General features: G+C 60.1%; 24 protein-coding genes. 16 read left to right on the top strand and 8 right to left on the bottom strand.

The window, feature by feature from the left end:
- Positions 1-48: 48 nt before the first annotated feature.
- Together Q666_RS62590 and Q666_RS62595 are read left to right on the top strand one after the other, a co-directional pair.
- Positions 49-1,566, top strand: coding sequence for a malonyl-CoA synthase (locus tag Q666_RS62590; protein WP_023001929.1), 1,518 nt, complete (start codon positions 49-51; stop codon positions 1,564-1,566).
- Between the two features lie 125 nt (positions 1,567-1,691).
- Positions 1,692-2,195 carry a YqhA family protein gene (locus Q666_RS62595; protein WP_031269702.1) on the top strand — a complete coding sequence of 168 codons (504 nt, stop codon included), beginning with the start codon at positions 1,692-1,694 and terminating at the stop codon, positions 2,193-2,195.
- An 87-nt stretch (positions 2,196-2,282) separates the two neighbouring features.
- Here the strand turns inward: Q666_RS62595 and Q666_RS62600 are convergent, their stop codons facing one another.
- From Q666_RS62600 to Q666_RS62620, 5 genes are all read right to left on the bottom strand, one after another.
- The gene (locus Q666_RS62600) at positions 2,283-3,452 is read right to left on the bottom strand and encodes a cell wall hydrolase (protein ID WP_023001927.1); all 1,170 of its coding nucleotides are present in this window, start codon (positions 3,450-3,452) and stop codon (positions 2,283-2,285) included.
- A gap of 313 nt (positions 3,453-3,765) precedes the next feature.
- On the bottom strand, positions 3,766-4,809 hold the full coding sequence (locus tag Q666_RS62605; RefSeq protein WP_023001926.1) for an NAD regulator: 1,044 nt from the start codon (positions 4,807-4,809) through the stop codon (positions 3,766-3,768).
- Positions 4,810-4,829: 20 nt separating this feature from the next.
- Positions 4,830-5,336, bottom strand: a complete 507-nt coding sequence (locus tag Q666_RS62610; RefSeq protein WP_023001925.1) for a tyrosine phosphatase family protein — start codon at positions 5,334-5,336, stop codon at positions 4,830-4,832.
- Positions 5,337-5,390: 54 nt separating this feature from the next.
- Positions 5,391-6,053 carry an HD family hydrolase gene (locus tag Q666_RS62615; protein ID WP_023001924.1) on the bottom strand — a complete coding sequence of 221 codons (663 nt, stop codon included), beginning with the start codon at positions 6,051-6,053 and terminating at the stop codon, positions 5,391-5,393.
- 23 nt (positions 6,054-6,076) lie between these two features.
- Entirely contained in the window at positions 6,077-6,991 is a 915-nt protein-coding gene (locus Q666_RS62620) for a folate-binding protein YgfZ (protein ID WP_035910098.1), read from the bottom strand.
- Positions 6,992-7,186: 195 nt separating this feature from the next.
- Here Q666_RS62620 and Q666_RS62625 point away from each other — a divergent pair, with 195 nt between their 5' ends.
- The 4 genes from Q666_RS62625 to Q666_RS62640 all read left to right on the top strand — a co-directional run bounded on the left by Q666_RS62625 (position 7,187) and on the right by Q666_RS62640 (position 12,186).
- Positions 7,187-8,518, top strand: coding sequence for a dihydroorotase (locus Q666_RS62625; protein WP_023001922.1), 1,332 nt, complete (start codon positions 7,187-7,189; stop codon positions 8,516-8,518).
- Between the two features lie 249 nt (positions 8,519-8,767).
- A complete protein-coding gene (locus tag Q666_RS62630; protein ID WP_031269699.1) occupies positions 8,768-9,991 on the top strand; it encodes a L,D-transpeptidase in 1,224 nt (407 codons plus the stop codon).
- A gap of 243 nt (positions 9,992-10,234) precedes the next feature.
- A complete protein-coding gene (locus tag Q666_RS62635; protein WP_023001920.1) occupies positions 10,235-11,497 on the top strand; it encodes a DUF3419 family protein in 1,263 nt (420 codons plus the stop codon).
- A 32-nt stretch (positions 11,498-11,529) separates the two neighbouring features.
- Positions 11,530-12,186: a class I SAM-dependent methyltransferase gene (locus Q666_RS62640; RefSeq protein WP_023001919.1), complete on the top strand. Its 657-nt coding sequence runs from the start codon at positions 11,530-11,532 to the stop codon at positions 12,184-12,186.
- A gap of 48 nt (positions 12,187-12,234) precedes the next feature.
- Here the strand turns inward: Q666_RS62640 and Q666_RS62645 are convergent, their stop codons facing one another.
- The 3 genes from Q666_RS62645 to Q666_RS62655 form a co-directional block, all read right to left on the bottom strand.
- Complete coding sequence (locus Q666_RS62645; RefSeq protein ID WP_023001918.1) at positions 12,235-13,740, bottom strand: caspase family protein; 1,506 nt, start codon at positions 13,738-13,740, stop codon at positions 12,235-12,237.
- Between the two features lie 7 nt (positions 13,741-13,747).
- Entirely contained in the window at positions 13,748-14,830 is a 1,083-nt protein-coding gene (locus tag Q666_RS62650; protein WP_023001917.1) for an OmpA family protein, read from the bottom strand.
- 162 nt (positions 14,831-14,992) lie between these two features.
- Positions 14,993-15,961 carry a LysR family transcriptional regulator gene (locus Q666_RS62655; protein WP_023001916.1) on the bottom strand — a complete coding sequence of 323 codons (969 nt, stop codon included), beginning with the start codon at positions 15,959-15,961 and terminating at the stop codon, positions 14,993-14,995.
- A 108-nt stretch (positions 15,962-16,069) separates the two neighbouring features.
- Between Q666_RS62655 and Q666_RS62660 the strand changes: the two genes are divergently transcribed.
- The 10 genes from Q666_RS62660 (at position 16,070) to Q666_RS62705 (ending at position 25,371) form a co-directional block, all read left to right on the top strand.
- On the top strand, positions 16,070-16,936 hold the full coding sequence (locus tag Q666_RS62660; RefSeq protein ID WP_031269698.1) for an ABC transporter permease: 867 nt from the start codon (positions 16,070-16,072) through the stop codon (positions 16,934-16,936).
- Positions 16,936-17,721 (top strand): ABC transporter permease, encoded by a 786-nt coding sequence (locus tag Q666_RS62665; protein ID WP_023001914.1) that lies wholly within the window; start codon positions 16,936-16,938, stop codon positions 17,719-17,721. Before Q666_RS62660 ends, Q666_RS62665 begins: the two co-directional genes overlap by 1 nt.
- A gap of 52 nt (positions 17,722-17,773) precedes the next feature.
- A complete protein-coding gene (locus Q666_RS62670) occupies positions 17,774-18,913 on the top strand; it encodes an extracellular solute-binding protein (protein ID WP_031269697.1) in 1,140 nt (379 codons plus the stop codon).
- Positions 18,914-18,999: 86 nt separating this feature from the next.
- Positions 19,000-20,085 (top strand): ABC transporter ATP-binding protein, encoded by a 1,086-nt coding sequence (locus tag Q666_RS62675; protein WP_023001912.1) that lies wholly within the window; start codon positions 19,000-19,002, stop codon positions 20,083-20,085.
- The gene (locus tag Q666_RS62680) at positions 20,082-21,437 is read left to right on the top strand and encodes an aspartate aminotransferase family protein (protein ID WP_023001911.1); all 1,356 of its coding nucleotides are present in this window, start codon (positions 20,082-20,084) and stop codon (positions 21,435-21,437) included. The genes Q666_RS62675 and Q666_RS62680 overlap by 4 nt, the downstream gene beginning before the upstream one ends.
- A 10-nt stretch (positions 21,438-21,447) precedes the next feature.
- Positions 21,448-22,377, top strand: coding sequence for a 3-keto-5-aminohexanoate cleavage protein (locus Q666_RS62685; protein WP_023001910.1), 930 nt, complete (start codon positions 21,448-21,450; stop codon positions 22,375-22,377).
- 2 nt (positions 22,378-22,379) lie between these two features.
- Positions 22,380-22,868: an N-acetyltransferase gene (locus Q666_RS62690; RefSeq protein WP_023001909.1), complete on the top strand. Its 489-nt coding sequence runs from the start codon at positions 22,380-22,382 to the stop codon at positions 22,866-22,868.
- Complete coding sequence (locus tag Q666_RS62695) at positions 22,865-23,887, top strand: histone deacetylase family protein (protein WP_023001908.1); 1,023 nt, start codon at positions 22,865-22,867, stop codon at positions 23,885-23,887. The genes Q666_RS62690 and Q666_RS62695 overlap by 4 nt, the downstream gene beginning before the upstream one ends.
- Entirely contained in the window at positions 23,884-24,984 is a 1,101-nt protein-coding gene (locus tag Q666_RS62700) for an FAD-binding oxidoreductase (RefSeq protein WP_023001907.1), read from the top strand. Before Q666_RS62695 ends, Q666_RS62700 begins: the two co-directional genes overlap by 4 nt.
- A 36-nt stretch (positions 24,985-25,020) precedes the next feature.
- Entirely contained in the window at positions 25,021-25,371 is a 351-nt protein-coding gene (locus Q666_RS62705; protein ID WP_023001906.1) for a RidA family protein, read from the top strand.
- The last annotated feature ends 110 nt before the right edge of the window (positions 25,372-25,481 follow it).

The raw sequence follows: 25,481 nt of genomic DNA on the forward strand, positions 1-25,481 counted from the left end.
GGCCTTGCATGGTTAGATCGAAAGCCTGCTGATCCAGGAGCCCCATAGATGACAAACCCACTCTACGACCAACTGTTCGGAAAGCATGCCGGCAAGAACACTCCCTTTCTGATCTTTCAGGACGGCTCCATCCTGACCCATGCTGCGTTTCTGGAAAGCGCGGCGCAGATTGCCCATGTTCTGACCGACAACGGCATGGTGGCTGGCGACCGTCTCGCCGCCCAGGTCGAAAAGTCAGCCACGTCTCTGGCTCTTTACGCGGCCTGTGCTCAGGCGGGGATCGTGTTCCTGCCGCTCAATACGGCCTACACCGTCGATGAGCTCAGCTACTTTATCGAAAACAGCGGTGCCAGAACCGTGGTCTGCGACGGTGGCAGCAAGACCTTGCTGGACCCTGTCGTCTCTAAACTCGGCGCCCGCCTCGAGACGCTCAACGCTGACGGAAGCGGGTCGCTGACGGATCAGGCCAAAGCCAAACCCTCCGAATTTGCAACAGTGGAACGGGCGCCGGACGATCTGGCCGCTTTCCTTTACACCTCCGGCACGACAGGGCGGTCGAAGGGGGCAATGCTGACGCAGGCGAACCTGTTGTCGAATGCCGCCACCCTGGCGGAACTCTGGCGCTTCACCGACAAGGATGTGCTGCTGCATGCCTTGCCGATCTTCCACACTCACGGGCTTTTCGTTGCGACCAACGTGTCGCTGGCCGCTGGTGGCGCCATCCTGTTCCTGCCGAAATTCGATCTCGACGCCATGATCGATCTGATGCCCAAGGCAACGACGATGATGGGCGTGCCGACCTTCTACACCCGACTGCTTCAGGACGAGCGTTTTACGGCGGACCTCACAAAGGGCATGCGGCTGTTCATTTCCGGAAGCGCGCCGCTGCTTGCCGAAACGCACCGGCAGTTCGAGGAAAGGACCGGTCACCGGATCCTGGAGCGATACGGCATGACCGAAACCAACATGAATACCTCCAACCCGTATGAAGGCGAGCGCCGCGCCGGGACGGTCGGTTTCCCGCTCCCGGGCGTGGAACTGAAGATCACGGACCCCGCGACGGGCGACACGTTGCCGGCCGAAACGGTTGGCCAGATCGAGGTGCGCGGCCCGAACGTCTTCAAGGGGTATTGGCAGATGCCGGAGAAGACCGCTGCGGAATTGCGGGAGGACGGCTTCTTCATCACCGGTGATCTCGGGATGATCGACGCAGACGGCTATGTCCATATCGTCGGGCGCAACAAGGACCTGATCATTTCCGGCGGCTACAACATCTACCCGAAGGAGATAGAGTTGATCCTGGATGCCCAGCCCGGGGTTCGGGAAAGCGCCGTCATTGGTGTGCCGCATTCGGATTTCGGTGAAACAGTCTTGGGACTGGTGGTGCCGGATAGCCCGGAAACGCCCGATCTGGACGCGATCCTTGCTGTTGCCGGAACATCGCTCGCCCGTTTCAAGCATCCGCGGAAGCTTGTTCTGGTCGACAGCCTGCCGCGCAACACCATGGGCAAGGTCCAGAAGAACGTTCTTCGCGAGCAGTTCAAGGACACTTTCGCAACCGCTTGATCTCAACCGTTTGATCCGGCCGGCGTTAGATGCCGGCCGTGAATGCGGTCTGCAGGCCGACCTTCCGGGTTGGTCTGCAATCCTTACTCGTGCTAGCTCTGAAGAAGGACAGTCGGGGCAGGCACATGAGCGAACGTGAGAAAGAAGACCGCAAGATCCCGGCAAGCGATCCGGTAATCAGGCTGACCCGCTACGCGCAGGTTCCGATCCTGGCCGGTCTGTCTGTTGCCATGGTGCTGTTTCTCGTCACCTTCTTCGTCGATATCTACGACGCGATCCAGAGCTTCGAGTTTTTGGATCGAAAGAAGACGATTCTGCTGATTCTCAATCTGCTCGACATGGTGTTCATCGCCAATCTGGTGATCATGGTGGCGACCAACACCTACAACACCTTCCGGCTGAAGGCGCTTGTGCAGGGCGATGACTACATCCAGCAGGGCGAGAAGGCCTACAGGCGGATGAAGCACCGGATCGTCTCGACGATCATCATCATCTCATCGATCCACGTATTGAGTGAACTTCTGGAATTTTCCCAGACCACACCGCTTCAGGTTGCCGCCCTTCTGGGGTTTCATCTCGTCCTTCTGGCAACCTATGTGGTCACCAACGTCTTCAAGTCGAGCGACTGACGGGAAAGGACGGGCCACAGGCATCTGAGGATGCCTATGGCACGAGCAGGCCGAAGAAGGACGTGGAGAAGGCCCCGGGCGGCAGGATCAGTTCCAGCCGCCGGCGTAGGTCTTGTAAAAGATGTGCAGGCCGACTTTGCCGCGTTTTGCCATGGACTTCGCCCACCGCGGGTTGACGTAGGTTGCATGATAGTGGGTCGAAGCGTCGACCATCTTCGAATAACGCTTGCCGTCAGCGACATCCCTTGCCAGCTTCTGGGCCGTTGCCCAGGCGGTCGGGCTGGAAATACGATCCTTGATACCATCGCAGGCAAAGGAGAACTGGCAGCGGTTGCGTTTGTGGCGGTTCTGGTAAACGACGCCGCAGATGCTGTCCGGGTAGGCCGGGTTCTTGACCCGGTTCAACACGACCTGCGCGACGGCCACCTGGCCATCTTCGCTTTCACCGCGAGCTTCGAAGTAGATGGCCTCGGCAAGGCAGCGCTGCTCTTTCTTGTCTCCAACGGACAGCGGCAGCGGCTTTTGCGCCCACCAATGCGGGTTGTCGGGATCTTCCGGCGGCGGCAGCTCCTGCTCGTACATGGCAGCGCCGAACAGCGCGTCGAAGGGTTCCTTGGTTTCCTTCACGCTTTCAGGAGCGTAGGCGGAAACGAGGGAGAAGCTGGCGGCAGCGGCATTGCGCGCCATCATGACCTTTTGCAGGTCCAGCGGCCCACCTTCCGGGAAACCATCCTTGCCGTTGCTGGCGAGCATGCTGGTTTCCTGGGAGTTGAGCGGCTGCGCCTTGACGAAGGCGACGCGCGGCAGATCCTCGTGTTTCTTCTCCGTCGAGATCAGGCTCGACATGGCGTAGAGATTGCCGGCTGCCCTGTCTACCATCTGGCGGTCCGGCGCCATCGTGATCAAGCGGTCGCTTTTGGCGGTGCTGTTGGTGAGGATCGTGTCGGGCACTTCGGTCGGCCTGGCGTTCATGGCGACCTCTTCAAAACCGACGAGTGGCCTGGCTTCGAAATCCTCATCTGCCGACGTCAGTGTCAGGATCGGTGCAGAGATATGGTCGGGTACCGGCGTCGTGCCGAGCGCCAGTTTCGGTGCAACCTTGGTCGTGAAATTCGCTGGCTCAAGATACATCATCCAGCGCGGCGATTCCGCCTTGCGCGAGTTGACGAGCGAAAAGATGTCCTGGTTTCCAACCGATCCGCCGATACCGAGCCAGACCAGTGGGCAGGCAACAAGAACATATTTGAGCCGTCGCATACGCGCACGGACCGGGCCGAAATCTTGTGTCACTTTAGAAGAAAACCGCTTTCCGTTGCGGGACTTAAGGCCAGACATACGCAGCCAACTCCAACTCGTTACACATCGTCCCGAAAACGCCGGACGAACAGCGTGAACGCTGTGTAAACAACGACGCTGAAATTGAAGATGTCTGCTTAACCTTGAAAGAGCGTTAATAAGACTGGAATTCGTGGAAAATCGTGGAAGTTTTCGCGCCGATAGGAGGAGTTATGGTTAATATTACTAAGGACTTAACTTTATTGATCGTGTCGAAAAAAATCGCAGAAAGCCGTCAGCGCCCGCCTACACGAAGCCCGGGGGCAGGCCGTTCGCTCAACAATTGATGGCGGAACCGGAACAGGGCGGCCGGGCGGCCCCCGGTCGCGGTCGACGTTGCACCGGTCGGTTCGACAAGGTCGGCGTTTTCTACCAGGCGGCGGAAATTCTGCTTGTGCAGATGACGTCCCGAAATGGCCTCGACAGAGGTTTGAAGCTCGGTGAGCGTGAAGGTCTCCGGCATCAGTTCGAAGATCACCGGTCGGTATTTCAACTTGCCGCGCAACCGGGAAATGGCTGTCGCCAGCACCCGGCGATGGTCGAAGCGCATCGACGCGCCGAGAAAAGGCAGGTTTGACCGCCGCAGGGCCGCGGGCCGTCCATCGGTCCGGGCTTCTTCGACGAGGCCAGCCTCATAAAGAAGTTCGAACCGCTCCAGCGCCCTTTCTTCATCCCAGGAAGTCCCGCCGGTGCCAAAGGCAAGCCGCACCCGTTCCTGACGCCCAAGTGGTTTGGGCGGCTCACCCGAAGGCGGCGGTTCGCTGGACCAGGCGTCGAGAGCCGGCAGAATGTCCCGATCCAGGACATCGGGACGCCCGGTGCGCCAGTCTTCCCAGGGGAAATAGTCGTACCAGGAACGCCATGCCGAATCGTGCCGCAGAAGCATGCTTTCCGAATCCGGGGTCTGACGTGTCAAAGCCAGATACCCGACCGAAACCACATGCGGTCCTTCATCACCGAAAACCCGGTGCCGGCCACGGTCGCCGAAAGTGTAAAGCTGTTCGACATATCCCAATCTCAGCGCGGTCTGGTTTTCCACCCAGGAACGCAGGCCGATTTCGAAGGTGCGGTGACGGATCGGGTCGAATGGACCAAACGGAAGGCTGTCGAGTGTTGCCTCACCCGGCGCATTCGTGCCGCTCTCTGCTCCGGTTTTCTGGCCTGTCTGTGTACTGGCCTCCTTCGCATCGTTCACGTGAACGATCTGGGGCAGGCCTCCGGCAACCGATACGATGACGGCATTCAATCCGATTTCAATATTGGCTTGCCGGTGGGGCATTGCGTCTCCGTGGTTGGTCGTCAGTCGATCGGCATGACAAAGGGGTTGCCTTCAAAGGCATTTGCACCGCGGCCGATGCCCCGGATGGCGTCGATCATGCGGCCATCACGGCCGAGGATCTTGTCGCCCATCGCAACAATCCGGGCGTTCGGTGTGGCCGACGGCGACCGCGTCCGAAGGATCTTCGCAAGATCGTATTCATCCGCATTCGGGTTGAGCGCACAAGCTGCCACATAGGCACCGGCCGTCGAGCGGCTGATGCCTGCCCAGCAGTGTATCACCAGCGGTTCCTGCCGGTCCCAGGATCTCACGAAGGACAGAAAAGCCTCCACTTGCCTTTCACTGGCCGGAACCAGCCCCTTCACCGGCGTTACAATGTCGTTGAAGGCAAGAAACAGATGGCGTTCCGGCAAGATACCGACAGGGGTCGGCACGCTCATTTCGGCGTTGATCAGGGTGATCACGGATTTGGCGCCGGTGGACACCACCGTTTCGGGCAATTTCGACAGGGAACAAACGTGCAGCATGACAGAACCGGTTCTTCGTATCCGTCAATAAACTAGGGTCATTCGTGGGCAAGGTCACCCGTTAGCTTGTCTGCTTTTCGGGTTGTTCCCAGCTTCGCGCAGGGCTTCGATCGCTTCAAAGCGCTGCATGAACATTTCCTGGGCAGATTTCACTGGCAGAGGCTCAAGGCCGTAACGCAACTTGCCGTTCGCATCGAGCGGAAAACCGCGTGGCTTGCCGAAAATCTTGGCAGCTTCGTCTTCGTCGAAACCGGCCAGTTCCACAGCCTCGAAATAGGCACAGATGATGTCGGCGCGCTTTGCAAGCTTCTTCACGGCCACGGGAATTGCCGCGGGCAGACCGAACCGCAGGTGGATTGCCCCCTGCAGGCGGGATTCCACCCCCTTGTAAGCTTCACCAATGACGGACTTGAAGGGGGATATCATGTCACCGATGACATATTCCGGCGCATCATGCAGCAGAACAGCCAGGCGCCAGTGCGGCGGCAGGTCCGGTTTCAGCATCATGGCGATGTCTTCAACGATCAGCGAATGTTCCGCGACCGAGAAGGCATGGTTGCCATAGGTCTGTCCGTTCCAGCGGGCGACACGGGCAAGGCCATGGGCGATGTCGGAGATCTCGACGTCGAGCGGTGAGGGGTCCAGAAGATTGAGCCGTCTGCCGGACAACATGCGCTGCCAGGCGCGCGGGGGCTGGTCGGTTCGGGCAGAGGCCATCGGTCCTCAAAGATCTCGCGGTTTCAGTCCGCGGTGCTGGGCTCCGGCAAGGAAAACGATGCCCAATCGGGCACCTTGACCAGAATCTCCGCGTCACCGCATTGCAGAGGGATGCCGTTGTCCTTGGCTTGGGCTACCTTGTCAAGACGGAGCAGGGCAAGGCCCACAGCGCTGTCGCCGGTACCGGCACTGGACCCGAGCGCCCCGACGGATTTGCCGCCGGCCATGATATCGGCGCCCTTTTCGGGGAGCATCGCGGCGCTTTCGATCTGAACGAACCGCTTGCGGGCGCTGCCCCGGTGCTGCATGCGCGAAACCACTTCCTGACCGACGTAACATCCCTTGGAAAAGGAGACACCGCCAAGCTGATCTAGATCGGCATCGTGAGGGAAAATATCCGAGTAGTCGTAGTCTTTCAGACCTTCCGGCACGCCTTTTGAAATGCGGTGAAGATCATAGGCTGCAACGTCCGCGGGTGAACCGTCGAGCATTGCGGAAACATCAGCCACTGAACCGGAAACGCGCATCCCGAGCGCTGGCAGCCGTGGATCCGTGACGCAGGCCAGGGCTGCCGCCAGACCAAGGTTCAAACCGTTGCCCGCTTCCGAAGCGTCATCCCAAACGGCAATCACACCAATGTCTTCCGGCAGCAGTTCCAGTTCCACCTTTGCCCGCAGCCGATAGAATGTCAGCCGTTTCAGAAGGTCAGCTGCCGTTTCTGATGGGGCATCCAGCAGATACCCGGTTTCGACGCGGTAAATCAGGAAATCGAACAGGATCTTGCCCTGGGGCGTCAGCAGGGCACCTGCACGTGCGCCGCCTTCCGTCATGCCGTCGATATCCGCCGTCACCAGGTTTTGCAGGAAATGCTGTGCCTCGGCACCGCCAACGCGGATCAACGAGCGGTCGGACAGGTGGGCATAGGACAGGGTCGACACGGCAGGCTCCATGGAACGGATGACTGATTCAGACAGGTTGACTGGCCAGTTTCACTTGAGTGCCACATAGGCGCTTTCCCCACCGTGGGCAAGGTTCTGAATCTGTCGACCCCTGTCTGGTCCTTTGCCGCCGGGCCGCGTATAAGCCCGTTGAATAGACCTGCCGACAGACCCGAATTAACGCGGAGGAGCCACATGAGCGCGACCTATGACCTGATCCTGAAGGGCGGAACCGTAGTCAATCAGGACGGCGAGGGGCAGCGTGATGTCGCTGTTCGCGGCGGCCGGATTGTCGGGATAGGCTCCTTCGACGCTTCACAGGCAGGCGAAACGGTCGATTGCACGGGGCTGCATGTCCTGCCGGGCGTCATGGACACCCAGGTGCATTTCCGCGAGCCCGGTCTCGACCACAAGGAAGACCTGGAATCCGGTTCCCGTGCTGCCGTCATGGGCGGCGTCACCGCGGTTTTCGAGATGCCGAACACCAATCCGCTGACGACTTCCGAGGCAGCCCTTGCCGACAAGGTGCGGCGCGGACACCATCGCATGCACTGCGACTTTGCCTTCTGGGTTGGCGGTACGCGGGATAACGTCAAGGACATTCCTGACCTGGAACGACTGCCGGCGGCAGCGGGCATCAAGGTGTTCATGGGGTCTTCCACCGGCGACCTTCTGGTGGAAGACGACCAGGGCGTGAAGGAAATCCTGTCCGTAACCCGCCGCCGGGCGGCCTTCCACTCCGAGGACGAATTCCGCCTGCGCGAACGTCAGGGAGAACGTGTTGAAGGCGACCCAAGCTCCCATCCGATCTGGCGTGACGAGATCGCAGCGCTTCAGTGCACCCAGCGTCTTGTGGGCATTGCGCGCGAAACCGGCGCCAAGATCCACATTCTGCATCTGTCTACGGCAGAGGAGGTCGATTTCCTGATCGACCACAAGGATGTCGCCTCCATCGAGGTGACACCGCACCACCTGACATTGACGGACGAAGCCTACCACCGGCTGGGTACGCTGGTTCAGATGAACCCACCGGTGCGTGCACCGCGCCACTCGGAACGTCTCTGGTGGGCCTTGCAGCAGGGCATTCTCGACATCTTCGGTTCCGATCATGCCCCGCATCTTCTGGAAGAAAAGCAGAAGCCCTATCCGGCGTCCCCGTCCGGAATGACCGGTGTGCAGACGCTGGTTCCGATCATGCTGGATCACGTCAACGCAGGCCGCCTCAGCCTCGCGCGTTTTGTCGACATGACCAGTGCAGGCCCGGCCCGTCTTTTCCAGACGGCGCTCAAGGGCCGGATCGCAGTCGGCTACGATGCCGACTTCACCGTGGTGGACATGAAGCGCAAGGAAACGATCCGCAACGAGTGGATTGCCTCCAAGTGCGGCTGGACACCTTATGACGGCAAGGACGTCACCGGCTGGCCGGTTGGGACTGTTGTCCGCGGGCAGCGCGTCATGTGGGACGGCGAACTGACGACACCCTCGCGCGGCGAACCCGTCCGTTTCCTGGACGGACTGAAAGCCTGAGAAAAGCCACTCCTGCGGGAACCGTTGGCGTGAATGGGCCGTTTTCCCCATTCAGGCCCCGTTCACGTTGCGGCTGCTAGCTGTACAAAATGTGATGTGAATAACAGCCGCGAGCTGGGTAATGTGCGACTTTGCGGCTGAAAGGTCGAAGGAAACCAATAAGTAACCGTGTTTCCTAACCCGATCTACACAGATGTTGGTTACAGTTTTAATCGAGCTTTATGGGTATTTGCGTTGGGGAGCTCAGGGATGTTGTCATTGGAAATGAATAGCCGGAGCAGGCACAAGCGCTCGCTGCTCAACTTGACCGGTGCCGCAGTTATTTCGTTCGCCGCCATGTCGGCCGCATTCGCGCGTGACGCCGCTCCGGAAACGGATGTGGCAAGCGAACCGCCATTGCATATGCTGGTGTCGCTGGACGAGCAGAAGATCAAGGTCTATCGCGGCCTTGATCTGATCGAAGTGTCGTCGATTTCCTCCGGGAAGCGCGGCCACAGCACACCGACCGGTGTGTTTTCCATTCTGGAAAAGAGGCGCAAGCACTTTTCCAACCTCTACGACAATGCGCCGATGCCATTCATGCAGCGTCTGACATGGTCGGGTATTGCCCTGCATGTCGGAAGGTTGCCCGGCTATCCGGCTTCGCACGGTTGCATTCGTCTTCCGAAAGCCTTTGCACAGTCGCTTTACAGCATGACCGAGCGCGGCATGCATGTTGTCGTGACACGGGGCGAGGCGAACCCGCTTGGTGTGCATCACGCTGTATTGCCGCAGCCCTATGTGCCTGAAACCGAGGTCGCAAGCCTGACGGACGAGACCATTGCAGCCGATCCGGCACTGCGTGGTGCCATTCAGGAAGCGCCTCTGCAGGCTAACCTGCCGGCAGTACAGCCGGAAAATCCTTATTTCGATCAGCCTCTTCGGATGATCATCACGCCGCAGAAAGCACCAAGCCGCATTCAGGTGCTGCAACAGCTGCTCAACCAGATGGGCTTCAATGCCGGTCCGGAAGACGGTGTCATGGGCCGCAAGACCCGTGCAGCAATCAGCCTGTACCAGGAAGGTGCCGAACTGCCGGTAACCGGTCAGCTGACCAATGCGCTTGAGTTCCGCATCCATGCCGATGCCGGATACGAAGAGCCGAAGAATGCAACGCTGCGGATCCGTCGCAAGTTCCGCGATGTCTATTCCGCCCCTGTCTCGATCAAGGATATCGACCAGGAAATCGGAACGCACGTTTTCACCGCCATGGATTTCAAGCCCGGAGACTCGTCGGTCGAGTGGATGGCGGTATCTGCCGAAGGTGAACGCGGTGGCGCGTCGATGGACGTTCTCGACCGGATCGAGATGTCCAAGAAGGTCGCGCTTGAAGTTTCCAGGATGCTGACCCCGGGTTCGTCCCTGACGGTCACGGACCGAAACTTCACCCGCAACACGGGTCTTGGCACCGACTTCGTGGTTATCACGCGCTAGGTTCGGATCTCCCAACGGTCCGGACGGAAACACAGCCCCCGCTTCGGCGGGGGCTTTTTTGTTTCGTTTCCGCTGGGGAGGAAGGCTTCCCATCGATGAAGACACTCCTGACTGCCGAGGCAGGTCTTCACTGGCGGTTTATTATCCGGATAACGGCTCGATTCTCCGCAAACGTCACCAAACTGTCGCGTCCGTCACGTATCGGAAGGCAGTTTATTGGCGCAGGTGACTCGGGAGAAAGACATGGCGCAGAGCACGCTTACCGCATCGAAGAAACGTCTCAAGAATGCGGTTCACCGTTCCGAAGCCACCTCCAAGGACGGTTTTCTCGAGCGCTTGTTCACATTCGCTTTCAAGGGCCTTGTCTATCCGCAGATCTGGGAAGATCCGGATGTCGACATGAGGGCTCTTCGCCTGACGCCGGACTCCCGAATGATCACGATCGCGTCGGGCGGCTGCAACGTCATGTCCTACCTGACGGCAAATCCGGCCGAGATCACTGCGGTGGACCTCAACCGTGCACATGTGGCGCTGGGCCGGCTGAAACTGGCGGCAGCCAAGCATCTGCCGAATTACGAGGTCTTCTACAGGTTCTTCGGTGAAGCAGACGAAAAGGCCAATGTTGCCGCCTATCAGCGTTTCCTGAAAGACAAGCTCGATCCTGAAACGGTCGCCTACTGGGAAGGCCGTGACATGGCCAATTGGGGCCGCAAGAGGATCACGCTGTTCTCGCGCGACCTCTATCATCACGGTCTGCTGGGCTATTGCATCGGCGCGGGACACCTGGTCGCAAGGCTCTATGGCATCGACCCGAAGCACATGGTCAAGACAAGGTCGCTGGAAGAACAGCGCACTTTCTTCGATACCGCACTGGCGCCGCTGTTCGACAAGCGTCTGGTGCGCTGGGCTACGTCCAAGAAGATGTCGCTCTACGGCCTCGGCATTCCGCCGGCGCAGTATGACGCCCTGGTATCGGCCAGTGCCGAACGCGACATGTCTGCGGTTCTGCGTCAGCGGCTTGAGAAACTCGCTTGCGACTTCTCCATGCAGGACAACTATTTCGCCTGGCAGGCCTTCGGCCGTGGTTATGCTCCAAGCGATCAGGACAGCACTGGGCCGGCCGGGCCTTTGCCGCCATACCTAAAGCGCGAGCATTTCGAGGAAATCCGTCAGCGTGCGGGCCGGGTCCGTGTGCTCAATCGCAATTTTACCGAACACCTTCAGTCGGTTCAGGACAATACGCTTGACGCCTATGTGCTGCTGGACGCCCAGGACTGGATGACAGACCATCAGCTCAATGCACTCTGGACCGAGATAACGCGGACCGCGCTTCCAGGTGCCCGGGTCATCTTTCGCACCGCTGCCGAACCGACGCTTCTGCCGGGCCGCGTATCCGACCAGATCCTGAACCGCTGGACCTACGAGGAAGAGGAAAGCCTGGAGCTTGGCCGTCAGGACCGCTCCTCCATTTATGGTGGCTTCCATCTTTATGTGTTCAACGGCTAAGCTGGCCGTCCTGCGTACGGAAACATAGCGTCATGACCCAAGCCGTCGAAACAGCCCGGCTGATGGATGCCGTCTATCGCCATCAGCGCCATTTTTACGACCTGACCCGCAAGTTCTACCTGCTCGGGCGCGACAAGCTGATCCGAGAGCTTCAGCCGCCGCGAGACGGCGTCGTGCTGGAACTTGGCTGCGGCACCGGCCGGAACCTGATTGCGGCTGCGAAAGCCTATCCGGACGTTCGTTTCTACGGTCTCGACATTTCCAGGAACATGCTGGAAACCGCCCAGAAGAACATCGACAAGGCAGGCCTGACAGACCGGATCACGCTTGTGGAAGGCGATGCCGCAAACCCGGCGGCAACGGAAGGTTTTGGTGTTCCGGCTTTCGACCGCGTCTTTTATTCCTATACGCTGTCCATGATCCCGATCTGGCGCGAAGCATTGGCGGCAGGTGCCGCGCGGCTGGCGCCGGACGGGCGGATCCACGTGGTCGATTTCGGTCAGCAGGAACACTTGCCTGGCTGGTTCAAGCGCGTGCTTTTTGCCTGGCTCAAATCCTTCCACGTGTCTCCACGAGCCGACCTGGAAGGCGAGTTGAAAGCCCTGGCTGCCAGCATCGGCGCAGTTGCCTCTTTCCATCGCCTTTACGCCGGCTACTCCGACTATGCGGTGATCTCGAAATCGCAGTAACCGAGGCACGCAAAAACACGTCGGATCGCTACAGAACCGGCGTCGAAGTTACGGACATCCCTGTTCGGCCCAAAGCCGCAGCGCATTCTTGAAAGTGCCGCCGTAGGGGTGCTGTTTCTCGATGGTTCTGGACTTGTCTGCGACATAGGTCTTGGCCTGGTCGCACAGGTTCGCCTGCTCCCATTGATGACAGGCGGCACAAGTCTTGTCCTTCCAGACCGCTTCCGGCAGGCCCTCGATCGGCGGAAATTTCGGCGATCCGGTGATCAGCTCCGAAATGCTTCGGGTGGCGATATCCGGCTCTCCCATGGCAAGGGGGGCGTTGAATGCTATGACGGCTGACGGTTCCCCCGGCTCGGCGGCAGGTGAGCCTTGCTCGGCGATGGCCGGCGCGTCTTCCTGCTGCGGCTGACTGGCGACCGGGTCCGTGCTCTGCTCCTTGTTGACGATCGTTTGCAGCTCCAGGCGTGCGAGTTCGGCAAAGGCACCGTTCGGATATGCATCCAGATAGGTTTGATAGGCGCTTGCGGTTCCCTCTCGGCGCGCTGTTTCGATCATGTCACGCTCGCTTGTCTGGGGCGTGGCAGGTTCGGATTCCTGTTTTGGGGCAGGTGTCGCTTGCGCGGTGGGCTGCGTTTCCTTCTCCATCAGAGCCGTCAGGAGTTCCCTGGCTTCTGCGGAGTATCGGCTGTCCGGGTGCGCGCGCAGGAACAGGAGGACCTGCAAGGGGTCCTTGCTGAGTTTCACCGTGTCCCAGATCTGGCGCAGCTCGACTTCCTCGGCAGAGGGAGCCTTGGCCGGGACAAACTGGAAATCAACGGTGAGGGAGGACGTGTCCCACGGGGTCTGCTGGTTGCCGGTCTCCTTCAGAACATCGACCCGCACCGCCTTGAAAAGGGTTTCGACGGGCATGCCGGGTGTCGGCATGTGCCGGGCCAGCGCTTCGGTGAAGGGGCTGTTGCCGCCGATACCATCGAGCGCGATGTCGCCCGGTGCGGTGGAATAGGAGAGGAAAGTGCCTCTTGGGGCCTTCATTTCTGCCAGACCGTTGTCGCTGAGGTCCGGGATGGAAACGAACGGATTGTTTCGGCAGGCATCCAGAATGACGATGTTGGTCCGGTTCCGTGCTGAAAACATCTGCCGCAGAACGGCCTGCGCAGGGACACCGACCAGGCTGAGGTCGGCAGCGTCCTGAAGTTCGATATCGACCGGAAGGAGAAAGTTTGCACCGAACGATTGCACGCCGTGGCCGGCATAATAGAACAGCCCGGTTGCGTCCTCGCCCGCGGCCCGCAACTTGCTGCCGAACTGCGAAATCGCCGTGATCATCTCGTTCTGGCTGGAGTCGGTGACGAGGGTTACCTCGAAGCCGACCTTGCGCAGCGCGTCGGCCATCAGGCTTGCGTCGTTTACCGGATTGTCCAGTGGCGTCACGGTCGTGTAAGCGCCATTGCCGACCACCAGAGCCAGGCGCGGTTCCGCGTGAGCCCTCTCAGACAGCGCGCCAATGGTCACTGTCAGTGCCAAAAGGATTGCGATTGCAAAGCGGTTCATGTTGGACCTATTCGACAACGACAAACTCTATCCGCCGGTTGCGTTGCTTTCCTTCCGCGGAGGTGTTCGGAGCGACGGGACGGCTTTCGCCATACCCGACACTCCTGATCCTGCTGTCGGGAACGTTCTTGGAGACAAGATACTGCTTGACCGCACCCGCCCGGCGTTCGGACAGGGCCAGGTTCGATGTATCGCTGCCATCACTGTCGGTATGTCCTCCGACTTCAATGGTCAGCTCCGGGCATCTCATGATGATGTCAACGAGGCTGTTCAGGAGTGGCTGGCTCCGCGGATCAAGCTGCGAACTGCCGCTTGGAAAGTAAATGTTGTCCGTGCGGGACAGGATCTCGAACCGGCCGGTGCAAGCCTCGTTGTCCAGGTTGCCTTCCGGTTCAAGCGCGGTGCTTGCAGCTGGCTGAGAAGCGGCCGCCTGCTGGGTCTGGTCGTCGGCATCGTCCTCGTCCGTTTCGCCCGATTTGCGGGCGAAGACGAAATCGAAGGAGACCGTTGCCGATGGCACGATGACGACGCCGGCGGCTTCCTCGAGCTTCTTGATACCGCCACCGAGGGCGAAGTCGGAAGCTGCAACAGACACCGGCGCGGTGCTCGAAACGGCAACCAGGTCTTCGCTCAGATAGGTCACCGTAACATTGGCCTCGAACGGTTTTGAGACGCCGTGAAGGTCGAGATTGAAGGCAAGCGGGATCGTCTTGCGTTTGACGGTCGGAAGATCAGTCAGGGCTGACGCATCAATTTTCGTCGAGATGACGGCTTCAGGGAACTCGAACGTTTCGAAGAAGAGAAACCGCATGCGCACGTTTCTAAGGTCGATTTTCGTATCGATCGAGTCAAGAAAGACGCGGACGCTGGCGTTGCCGGCATCGTCAATGCCGCCTTCAAATTCCGCGAAGGAACTGGATTCCACAATGGTCAGGTTCTTGACCGACTGGAAGCGCAGGGAAGATGCATCCCGTTGCAGGGTCCAGCCGCCTTCAAAGAATTCTTCCGATGCATTGGCAGGCGACTGAATAAGGACCACTGTCACCAGCGCAAGGAAGAGCATTTTCCAGGCGAACCGCACACCATTCATCTTCCTACCCCTTCGACCCGGACGGCGTTGATCGCCAATTTTCGTAGCGTCCTGAAAGTTTTACAACGTCAGCGGGGGAATGCAACGGGCCGCTGCCGGGTTTCCCGTATTGGTCGCTCGGGTTGGTAAAGAAGCCGGCAGGCCAATGCTCCGCGATATGTGTCAGCGATAGGTCCGCTCCTCTATCGGCGTCAGCCTTATCTTTTCCAGCAGCATGTCCAGAAGAGCCTGTTCGGCGCGGTTGAGTTTCGCCTTCGGGTTCCAGACCACATGAACGTCGATCTCCGGCAGCGCGTCATAGGGTGGGAGTTGCCACAAAAGACCCTCTCGAATATCCCGCTTGGCAACGTGGACAGGCAAGGGGCCGATGCCCAGTCCGGCAATGATCATGCGCCGGACTTCTTCCAGGTTGGCCGATGTGCCGACGATCCGGTCTTCAAGATCCGCTTCCGCCCGCATCAGCGTTACCGGACGAAGGGCGTCTTCCAGCCGGTCGGTCACGAAGCTGACGGCGGACTGGCCGGCAAGATCGGCCTTTGTCAGGTTGGTCTTGCCGTAAAGCGGGTGAGGCGGACCGCAGAAGAGGCCGAAAAACTCCCGGAAAAGGCGCAGGTACTCAAGCTTTGGATTGCGTTCGCGCACCAGGCAGACGGCGAGCGAAGCCCGGCGGGACGTGACGGCTTCCAGTGCGTCCTTGCTGGCCGAAACGTTGATGGTGAGTGTTGCGGCCGGGTGTCGTTCGTGAAACTCGCGCAGGGTGTCGTCATAGAGAGGCGAAACCACGTGACTGGCCATGGCGATTTCGACGTGGCCGCGGATTTCGTCGGTGACGTCACGCATCAGGGTTCCGAGCCTCAGGATGGAACCCTGGATCTCGATGGCTTCCTTCAACAGCAATTCGCCGGCTTCCGTCAGCTCGAACTGACCCGGCTTGCGATTGATGAGCTTGCGTCCCAACCGGTCCTCCAGCCGCTTCAGTGCGCTGGAAACGGTGGGCTGCTTGAGGCGCAGTCTGTCAGCCGCCCGCGTCACACTTCCGGACTGGGCCAGGACGATGAAGGTTCTCAGCAGGTTCCAGTCCAGTTCGCGGGCAAGCCGTTCCGCCTGGATCGGGCGTAATCCATCAGCCATTGATCAGATCTATAGTTATAATTTTCATTATCTATTTGATCAATGAACACCTCCCTGCGACGCTGAAGTCAAGCAATTTTGACAAGGCATCTGGCAGGGTTTGAGCGCATGAGCGTCGAGGCGCGGGAAAAACGACAGCCATGGATACTCCTTTCCCCTGCGCTCACAGCAGTGGGGCTGCTGCTTTTCGTGCCGCTTGTTTTTATTGTCGTCTATTCGTTCTGGCTGCGCACGGCCACGGGCGCTGACCAGGCGGGCTTTTACCTGGACAACTGGAACGAGGCGCTGACCGATCCCTTCTATCGGGACATCCTGCTCGGTACGTTGCGGATTGCCGCCATCACCACATTTGCCTGTGCCGTCATGGGCTATCCGGCGGCTTATTTCATTGCCCGTTCGCGTGGCAACAAGGCCTTGCTGCTGCTGTTGCTGATGCTGCCGTTCTGGATCAGCTACATCATCCGGACCATGTCCTGGATCAACATCCTGGGTGTATCGGGTGCGGTCAACTGGGCCCTGCTCAACCTCGGCATCGTCTCCGAACCGGTCCAGATGCTCTACAACGAGCCGACCGTGATCCTAGGCCTCGTGCATTTCCTGCTGCCCTTCATGGTGTTGAACGTCTATGTGGCGCTGGAAGGGATCGATGTTTCGCTGGAGGACGCGGCCTGTTCCCTCGGCTCCACCCGCTGGCAGGCATTCCGGGAAGTCACCTTGCCGCTGTCCCTGCCGGGGCTCGCCGCGGGCGGCCTGCTCTGTTTCGTGCTGAGCGCCGGCACCTACATCACACCGCTGGTTCTGGGTGGTCCGACGGACGCCATGTTCGCCAATCTCGTTTTCGAGGCGATCATCACACAGCTCAACTGGCCGCTCGGCTCTGCGCTCTCGCTCATGCTGCTCGCCGTCCTCGGCGCCCTGGTGCTGATCTACAACCACTATCTCGGCATGGGCCAACTGATGAAGGGGCTTGGCTGATGGGGTGGCAACTGATCCGGGCCTATACGCTGCTGGTCTATCTGTTCATGTTCCTGCCGGTCGCGGTGGTGGTTCTGCTCAGCTTCAACGCCAGCCAGTTCGGCAGCTTTCCGATGACCGGCTTCTCGTTCCGCTGGTTCGTCGAACTGGCCGGAAACGACGCTATCCTGCGGGCATTCCAGACCTCGATTGTCCTTGGTGCGCTGACGGCGCTGATCTCCACGACACTTGGCGTTTTGGCAAGTCTTGCCCTGGTGCGCTACGACGTGCCCGGCCGCAACCTGATCTCCACCCTCCTGATTGCGCCGATCCTGGTGCCGGAGGTGGTGCTGGCGGTCGCCTTGTTGCTGTTCCTGAATTTCCTGTCGATCAACAAGAGCTTCTTCCTGCTCCTGATGGGGCACGTCATCTTCACGCTGCCCTTTGTCATCCTTGTGGTGCAGGCCCGCCTTGTCGGCATCCGCCGCGACTACGAGGAAGCCGCACTCAGCCTTGGCGCCAGTCCCGTGCAGGCCTTTTTCCAGATCACGCTGCCGCTGCTGGCCCCGGCGGTCTTCGCGGGTATGCTCTTCGCCTTCACCATCAGCTTCGACGATATCACCGGCACCTTGTTCTGGAAGCCGGGCGGTGTCGAAACCGTGCCCACCCAGATCTTTGCCATGCTGCGCAATTCCATCTCCCCGGAGATCAACGCGCTCGGCACCGTGATGATTTTCCTGACCGTCGGCCTGCCGCTTCTCGGGCTGGCAATCGTCCGGCGGATGGCCATGCAGCGCGGCGGTTAGAACCGCGCGATCAAAGCAAGAAACCGACACAAGAACCAGAGTGGAAAACAAGATGGACAATACCAAACGCTATGAGCGTCTGCGCGAACGCTATCTCAACGGTGATCTCGATCGCCGCAAGTTTCTCGGTCTGATCGGGGCAGCCGGTCTCGCCTACGGTGTGCAGACACCCTTTACCCGCCATGCCATGGCTGCGACGGAGGAAGTCCGCTTCGATGGTTGGGGTGGGGTCGTCTCGGAAGCCTTCCGCAAATATGCCTTCGATCCCTACACCGAAAAGACCGGCATCAAGGTTGTCGACGGAACGTTCGGCGGCGGTGATGAATATCTGTCGCGCGTCAAGGCCAGCCAGGAAGGCGAATACAATATCGCTCACCTGTCAGGCGTCTTCGACTACGCACGCTATGTCAATCTCGGGCTGAACTCGACGCTCAACGAGGACAACATCCCGAACCTGAAATACGTGATCCCGAAACTCACCGACGTCTTCCGCGGTGTCACAGACGGCAAGTTGTCCTGTGTACCTTATGACTACGGCACCACAGGCATTGCCTATAACCGGAAATACATCTCCGACGACGAAGCCAAGGAAAAGGGTGCAAAGCTCCTGATCGACGAAGCCTACAAGGGCAAGATCGGCGGCTGGTCCGACTGGCGCACCCGTATCTGGTACGCATCGCTGCAGACCGACCAGGATCCGAACAACGCAACGGATATGGATGCGGTCTGGCAGGCTGTGCGCACCAACCGCGATCTGCTGTTGAAATACTGGCAGTCCGGTGCGGAACTGATGAGCCTTCTGGCCGAAGAGGAAATCTACGTTACCGAGGGCTGGTCCGGCCGGATCTACGCCCTTCAGGAGCAGGGCCATGACATCGGCTATATCGATCCGCCCAACGGTTTCGGCTGGCAGGAATGCCTGTTCGTGATCAAGGGTTCGCCGATGGAAGCCTGCGAGGAACTCCTGAACTTCATGCTGGCGCCCGAAACCTCGATCGCGGTCGCCGAAGGCCAGAACTACCCGCCGGCGCTTGACCCGACAAAGGTTGATCTCGGCAAGAAGATCCCGACCCTTCCGGCGTTCGATCCGACCGGCACGCTTGACGGTCTGACCTTCGCCAATCCGGAATACTGGAACAGCCACGAACAGGACTGGTCCAAGATGTTCGGGCGGATCCAGAAGGGGTACTGAGCCCGGTACGGCCCCATCACTGACCCGGCACCTTCCGGCAGTTGCTGCCGGAAGGTCGTCTTCTCCCCAGGACCTGGAGAATTTGCGTGAGCGCGGTTTCCCTCAACAATATCGTCAAGAAGTTCGGTGGCTTTACCGCCGTTCACCGGATGAGCATGGACATCCCGGACGGAAGCTTCGTAACGCTGCTCGGCCCTTCCGGATGTGGCAAGACGACCACCCTCAGGATGATCGCCGGTCTCATCGACCCTTCCGAAGGCGACATCACCATCAAGGGTCAACGCATCAACCACGTGCCGATCCACAGGCGAAACCTTGGTCTCGTCTTCCAGAACTACGCGCTCTTTCCCCACAAGACGATTGCCGAAAATGTGGCTTTCGGCCTGAAATACCGCGACATCCCGAAGGCGGATGCCGAAAAGAAAGTGCGCGATGCGCTGGAACTGGTTCAGCTGCCCCATGTCAGCGACCGTTATCCCAAGCAGCTTTCCGGTGGTCAGCAGCAACGTATCGCGCTGGCGCGGGCCATCGTCATAGAGCCGGACGTGCTGCTTCTGGACGAACCGCTGTCCGCGCTCGACGCCAACCTGCGCGAGGACATGCGTGTTGAGCTGAAGCGCATCCAGCACCAGATCGGCATCACCACCGTCTTCGTTACCCATGACCAGTCCGAAGCGCTCGCCATGTCCGACCGGATCGTGGTGATGTCCAACGGACGGGTGGAGCAGATCGGCACGCCGCAGGAGGTCTACAACACGCCTGCAAGCGAGTTCGTTTCGCGCTTCCTGGGCATCTCCAACATTCTGCCAGCGACGTGCCAGGCCGTGAACGGGCAGGAGCTGTCCCTTGAACTGCCTTACTTCGGCAAGATCAATGTGCCGAGGGAAAAGGCTCCCAATCTTTCGCAGGCCGGTCCTGCACAGCTTGTTATCCGGGCTGAAAAACTTCTGCTGGCGGAAAAATCCGCTCCGGCGGATGATCGCATCGCGCTCGACGGCAAGGTCGAGGCGGTGGACTACCAGGGTCAGGCGGCACGGTATTTCGTGCGTGTCGGCGACCAGCAACTTCAGGTGATCAACATGATCGATCAGCACCCTTTCGAGGAAGGCTCGGACGTCTTCGTTCGCTTCCGTCCGCGCGACTGCGCAGCCCTGCCTGGAGCTGCTTCATGAGCCGTCCGCAAACTTCTCATCTGTTCTATCAGTCTCGTCAGCGCCGGCCTGTTCTGGACCAGGCGCGCGGCGTCTACATGTGGGACGTCGACGGCAAGCGCTATCTCGACGGTTCGTCCGGGGCGATGGTCTGCAACATCGGCCATTCCAACCCGCGCGTGCTGGAGGCAATGCGCAAGCAGATGGACAAGTCCACCTTCGGTTACCGCCTCCATTTCGAGACAGAGCCTGCGGAGCTGCTTGCCGCCAGGACCGCCGCACTGGCACCCGAGGGACTGGAAAAGGTCTTCTTCGTTTCCGGTGGGTCGGAAGCGGTGGAGAGCGCCATCAAGCTGGCCCGCCAGAACGCCATCGCGATCGGCCAGGCGCAGCGTTACAAGATCATCTCGCGCGAACCGAGCTATCACGGCTGCACGCTTGGCGCTCTGGCCCTGACAGGCTATGCACCCCTTACCGCGCCGTTCGACCCCATGATGCGGCCGATGCCGAAGATCCCGGCACCGCGCGCCTATCTCGACGGGTTGGATCCGGACGACGAGGCAACGGGTAGACACTACGCCGACATGCTGGAGGCGAAGATCCTGTCCGAAGGCCCGGAAACAATCCTGGCCTTTATTGTCGAGCCGATCGGTGGCGCCTCCACCGGCGCGCTCGTGCCGCCGAAGGGGTACATGCAACGCATTCGCGAGATCTGCACGCGTTACGGCGTCCTGCTGATCCATGACGAGGTCATGACCGGTGGCGGGAGGACCGGAAAGTTCTTCGCCGGTGAACACTGGAATGTCGATCCGGATATTCTGGTGATCTCCAAAGGCTTTGCTGCTGGTTATGCGCCTCTGGGCGCCATGATTGCGCATAAGGACATCGTCACCAACGTGCTCGACAATGGCGGTTTCCTGCATGGTTTCACATATGCCGGCAATCCGCTTGCCTGCTCTGCCGGTCTGGCGGTGCTGGAGGAGATCGAGCGGGAAAACCTGTGCCAGAACGCGGCCGAGACCGGGGCGCTCCTGAAGAGCGAACTGAAGAAGCTGATGGACCGCTATTCGATCATCGGCGACGTACGCGGCGAAGGGCTGTTGCTGGCCTTCGAACTGGTCGAGGACCGTGCAAGCCTGAGACCGCTCGCAAAGGAACTGAACGCCTTCAACGAACTGGTCGATATTGCTTATGAGAACGGCCTTATCATCTATTCCCGCCGGACACGGGGCGGCTACAGCGGCGACCACTTCCTGATTGCGCCCCCCATGATCTCGACACCGGATCATGTTGCCGAGATCATCGAAGGTCTCGACCTTTCTCTCCGCCAGTTTCTCGACAGGATTTCGCAGCAACAGGCCAGAGCCAGCTGACATTCAAGACATGACAGACAAGATCATCATCACCTGTGCCGTCACGGGCTCCATACATACACCCACCATGTCGCCTCACTTGCCGGTGACGCCTGCCGAGATTGCAGGCCAGGCGATAGGCGCTGCCGAGGCGGGCGCCGCAATCCTGCATCTTCATGCCCGAAATCCGGAAACCGGTCAGCCGTCGGCGCGGGAGGCCGACTTCATGGCCTTCCTTCCGGAGATCAAGGCGGGCTGCGGCGCGGTGCTCAACCTGTCCACCGGTGGCAGCGCCATCATGAGCCTGGAGGACAGGCTTGCCGGTCCGCTGAAGGCAGAGCCGGAAATGTGCTCACTCAACATGGGCACAATGAACTTTGCGCTCTATCCGCTGGCCGACCGTTACGACGCGTGGGTGCATGACTGGGAGCAGCCTTTCCTGCGCGGAACGGATGATCTCGTCTTCAAGAACACACCGCGGGATATCGAATTCGTGCTGACACAGATGGGCCAGCAGCGCGGTGCGCGTTTCGAGTTCGAATGCTACGACGTCGGGCATCTTTACATGCTGCGCCACTTCGCCGACCGGGGTCTCGTCAAGCCGCCGTACTTTATCCAGTTCGTCTTCGGCGTTCTGGGCGGTATCGGTGCGGACCCGGAAAACCTGCAGCACATGAAGCGGATGGCGGACAAGCTTTTCGGCGACGACTATGTCTTCTCCGTTCTTGCGGCGGGCCGACAGCAGATCCCTTTCGCCACCATTGCTGCCAGCATGGGCGGGCACGTCCGTGTCGGGCTGGAGGACAATCTCTACATCGCCAAGGGTAAGCTGGCCCGTTCCAACGCGGAGCAGGTCACCAAGATCCGCAAGATTGTCGAGGAACTCGGGCGAACGGTCGCAACACCGGAAGAAGCCCGGCAGATGCTGGGCCTCAAAGGGGCCGGCGAGACGGCCTTCTGATCATGAGCAACATAACGATCAGGCGGGCTGAACGAGCTGATGCCGAAAGGCTTCACGCAGCGCTGCTCCAGCTTTCGGCCGATATGGGTGACACTCACGTCGCCAGTCTTGATGATGTGATCCGTCACGGTTTCTCGGAAACTCCCGCCTTCTTCGCGCTGCTAGCGATCCGGCCGTCTGACGACCGAACGCTCGGCGTGTTGCAGGCCTCGCCTGTCTTTTCGACGACGCGTGGCGGCACCGGTCTCTATGTTTCCGATCTTTGGGTCGATGGAGAAGCGCGCGGAGAAGGGCTAGGCCAGCGCCTGCTTGCCGCCAGTCTGGATCTTGCGCCTGATAGCTGGACGCCGATCTTTCTGAAGCTCGCCGTTTATCACGACAATCCGGATGCACGCCGTTTCTATGAACGGCTCGGTTTTGCGCCTCGGGAAGGCGAAACCGTCTTCGATCTGCGCGCACCGGCACTCGACAAATTGAGGGACCGCTCATGAAAGCCATTTTTGACGACCGCCAATGGGTGCACGATCCCAAGCATTTCATGGCGAACGGCACCAGGCTGGCCAATCCGGAACAGCCAAAGCGCATCGAGGTCCTGACCGAAGGTGCCAAGGCGGCAGGGTGTCGTTTCGAGGTGCCGGACGATCATGGACTCGGCCCGATTGCGGCTCTCCACTCTGCGGAATACCTCGTTTTTCTTCAGACCATCCATGAACGCTGGAGCCGGATCGAGGGCGCATCCGACGAGGTCATCCCGAACATTCATCCGGACCGGCGCACGGCAAGTTATCCGCGCTCCGCAGTCGGTCAGGCCGGGTTCCACCAGGCCGATACCAGTTGTCCCATCGCAGCCGGTACCTGGGAAGCGGCCTATTGGTCTGCCCAAAGTGCGGTCCACGGTGCGGACTTGATGGCGGCCGGGGAACAGGCCGCCTATGTGCTGTCGCGCCCTCCCGGTCACCATGCATTCGCGGATCTGGCGGGCGGCTTCTGTTTTCTCAACAACTCCGGCATTGCGGCCGAAAGGCTTCTGAAGGCAGGCAAGCGTCCTGCGATCCTCGACATCGACGTCCACCACGGCAATGGTACGCAAGGCATCTTCTATGAGCGCGGTGACGTTCTCACCGTTTCGCTGCATGCCGATCCGGTGCGGTTCTATCCGTTCTTCTGGGGCCACGGACATGAGCGCGGCGAGGGCGCGGGACGGGGCTGTAATCTCAACCTGCCCCTGGCACGCGGCACCGGGGATGACGAGTACCTGAAAACCCTGGAAACGGCCTTCGACCACATTCGGGCCTTCGGCACCGATATTCTGGTTGTTGCCCTGGGTCTCGATGCTTATGAAAAAGATCCTCTCAAGGGACTCGCCATCACCACACCCGGGTTCGGACGGATTGGTGCCGTCATCGCGAAGCTCGGCCTGCCGGTGCTGTTCGTGCAGGAAGGCGGTTACCTGTCGGAAGAACTCGGCCAGAACCTCACCAGTTTCCTGAAAGGGTTCCAGGACGCATGATCGAGACATCGGATTTTCTGATCATCGGCGGCGGCATTGCCGGCACCGGGGCCGCGGCACGGCTTGCGCCGGACGCAAAGGTCACCGTGCTGGAAATGGAAGATGCGCTTGGCCGGCACGCGACCGGTCGCTCCGCCGCCATCTTCATCCGCAACTACGGCAATGCCACCTTGCGGGCCTTGAATGCAGCTTCGGAGCCAGTTCTGAAGAACCCGGAAGGGATATCGGAGGAAAGCCTGCTGTCACCCCGTGGTGAAATGCTCATTGCGACCGAGGACGAACTGGACGCGTTCAAGGCCTATCTGGACGGTGCCGACGGTATGGAAGTCCTGACGGCGGAAGAAGCTGTCGCCCTGTTTCCACTGCTTCGCAAGGAAACGATTGCCGCTGCTGCCATCGAGCGGGACGCGCAAGATATCGACGTCGACAGATTGTTGCAGGGCTTTGCCCGGCTTGCACGAAAGGCCGGGGCGCGGTTCGTCACGGAAGCGCCCGCGCAGCGCATTCTCAGAAGCGGCGGGCAGTGGCGTGTCGAGACGCCCAAGGGGGCCTTCGAAGCGCCGGTCCTCATCAATGCAGCCGGGGCCTGGGCGGATCAGATCGCGGGTCTCGCAGGCGTTCGCAAGGTCGGCCTGGTGCCCATGCGCCGCTCGGCGGCCATCGTGCCGCCGCCGGATGGTATAGATGTCACGAAATGGCCGCTCGTCGCCAGCGCGTCGGAGCAATGGTATGCCAAGCCGGATGCCGGCAAGTTCATGGTTTCGCCTGCCGATGAAGACCCGGTGGAGCCGCACGATGCCTGGGCAGATGACATGGTTCTGGCTGAAGGTCTGCACCGGTTCGAGCAGGCCGTGACGATGCCCGTCACGCGCGTCGAGCGGAATTGGGCAGGCCTGCGCAGCTTCGTTGCGGACCGCACGCCTGTGGTTGGATTTGCACCGGATGCGGAAGGGTTTTTCTGGCTTGCCGGTCAGGGCGGCTACGGCGTACAAACGGCTCCAGCGCTCTCCCGGCTCGTTGCGGATCTTTGTCTCAAGCGTCCGAGCGAACTGCCCGAGAAGGTAGTGGCTGCTCTCGATCCCGCCCGCTTGTTCTGAGCGGGCGTCTCTTTCAAGACAAGAAGGAATTCAATCATGTCCGACATCAAACGGTTGGAAGTTGGCCCGCGCATGAGCCAGGCTGTTATCCATGGCGGTCTCGTCTATCTTGCTGGCCAGGTCGGCAACCCGGGCGACACCGTTACCAACCAGACCCAGACGATTCTGGAGCGCATCGATGCTCTTCTGGAGCAGGCTGGCAGCAACAAGAGCCGCATTCTTCAGACCACTATCTGGATGGACGACATGAAGGACTTTGCCGAGATGAACAAGGTCTGGGACGCCTGGGTCGATCCGGCAAACCCGCCGGCACGCGCTACCGGCGAAGCCAAACTGGCAGCCCCGGAATACAAGGTCGAGATCATCGTCATCGCGGCACTCGCTTAAAGCGAGGTTGGCCGGTTCGAAGTCAGGGACTCCGGTTTCACCCACCGGCGTCATCCCGGCCAAGCGCAGCGCGAGCCGGGACCGGGGAGCCAAGGAGCTATCTTTTGAGG

The organism is Labrenzia sp. C1B70, from assembly GCF_000475395.1.
Classification (GTDB): Bacteria; Pseudomonadota; Alphaproteobacteria; order Rhizobiales; family Stappiaceae; genus Roseibium; species Roseibium algicola.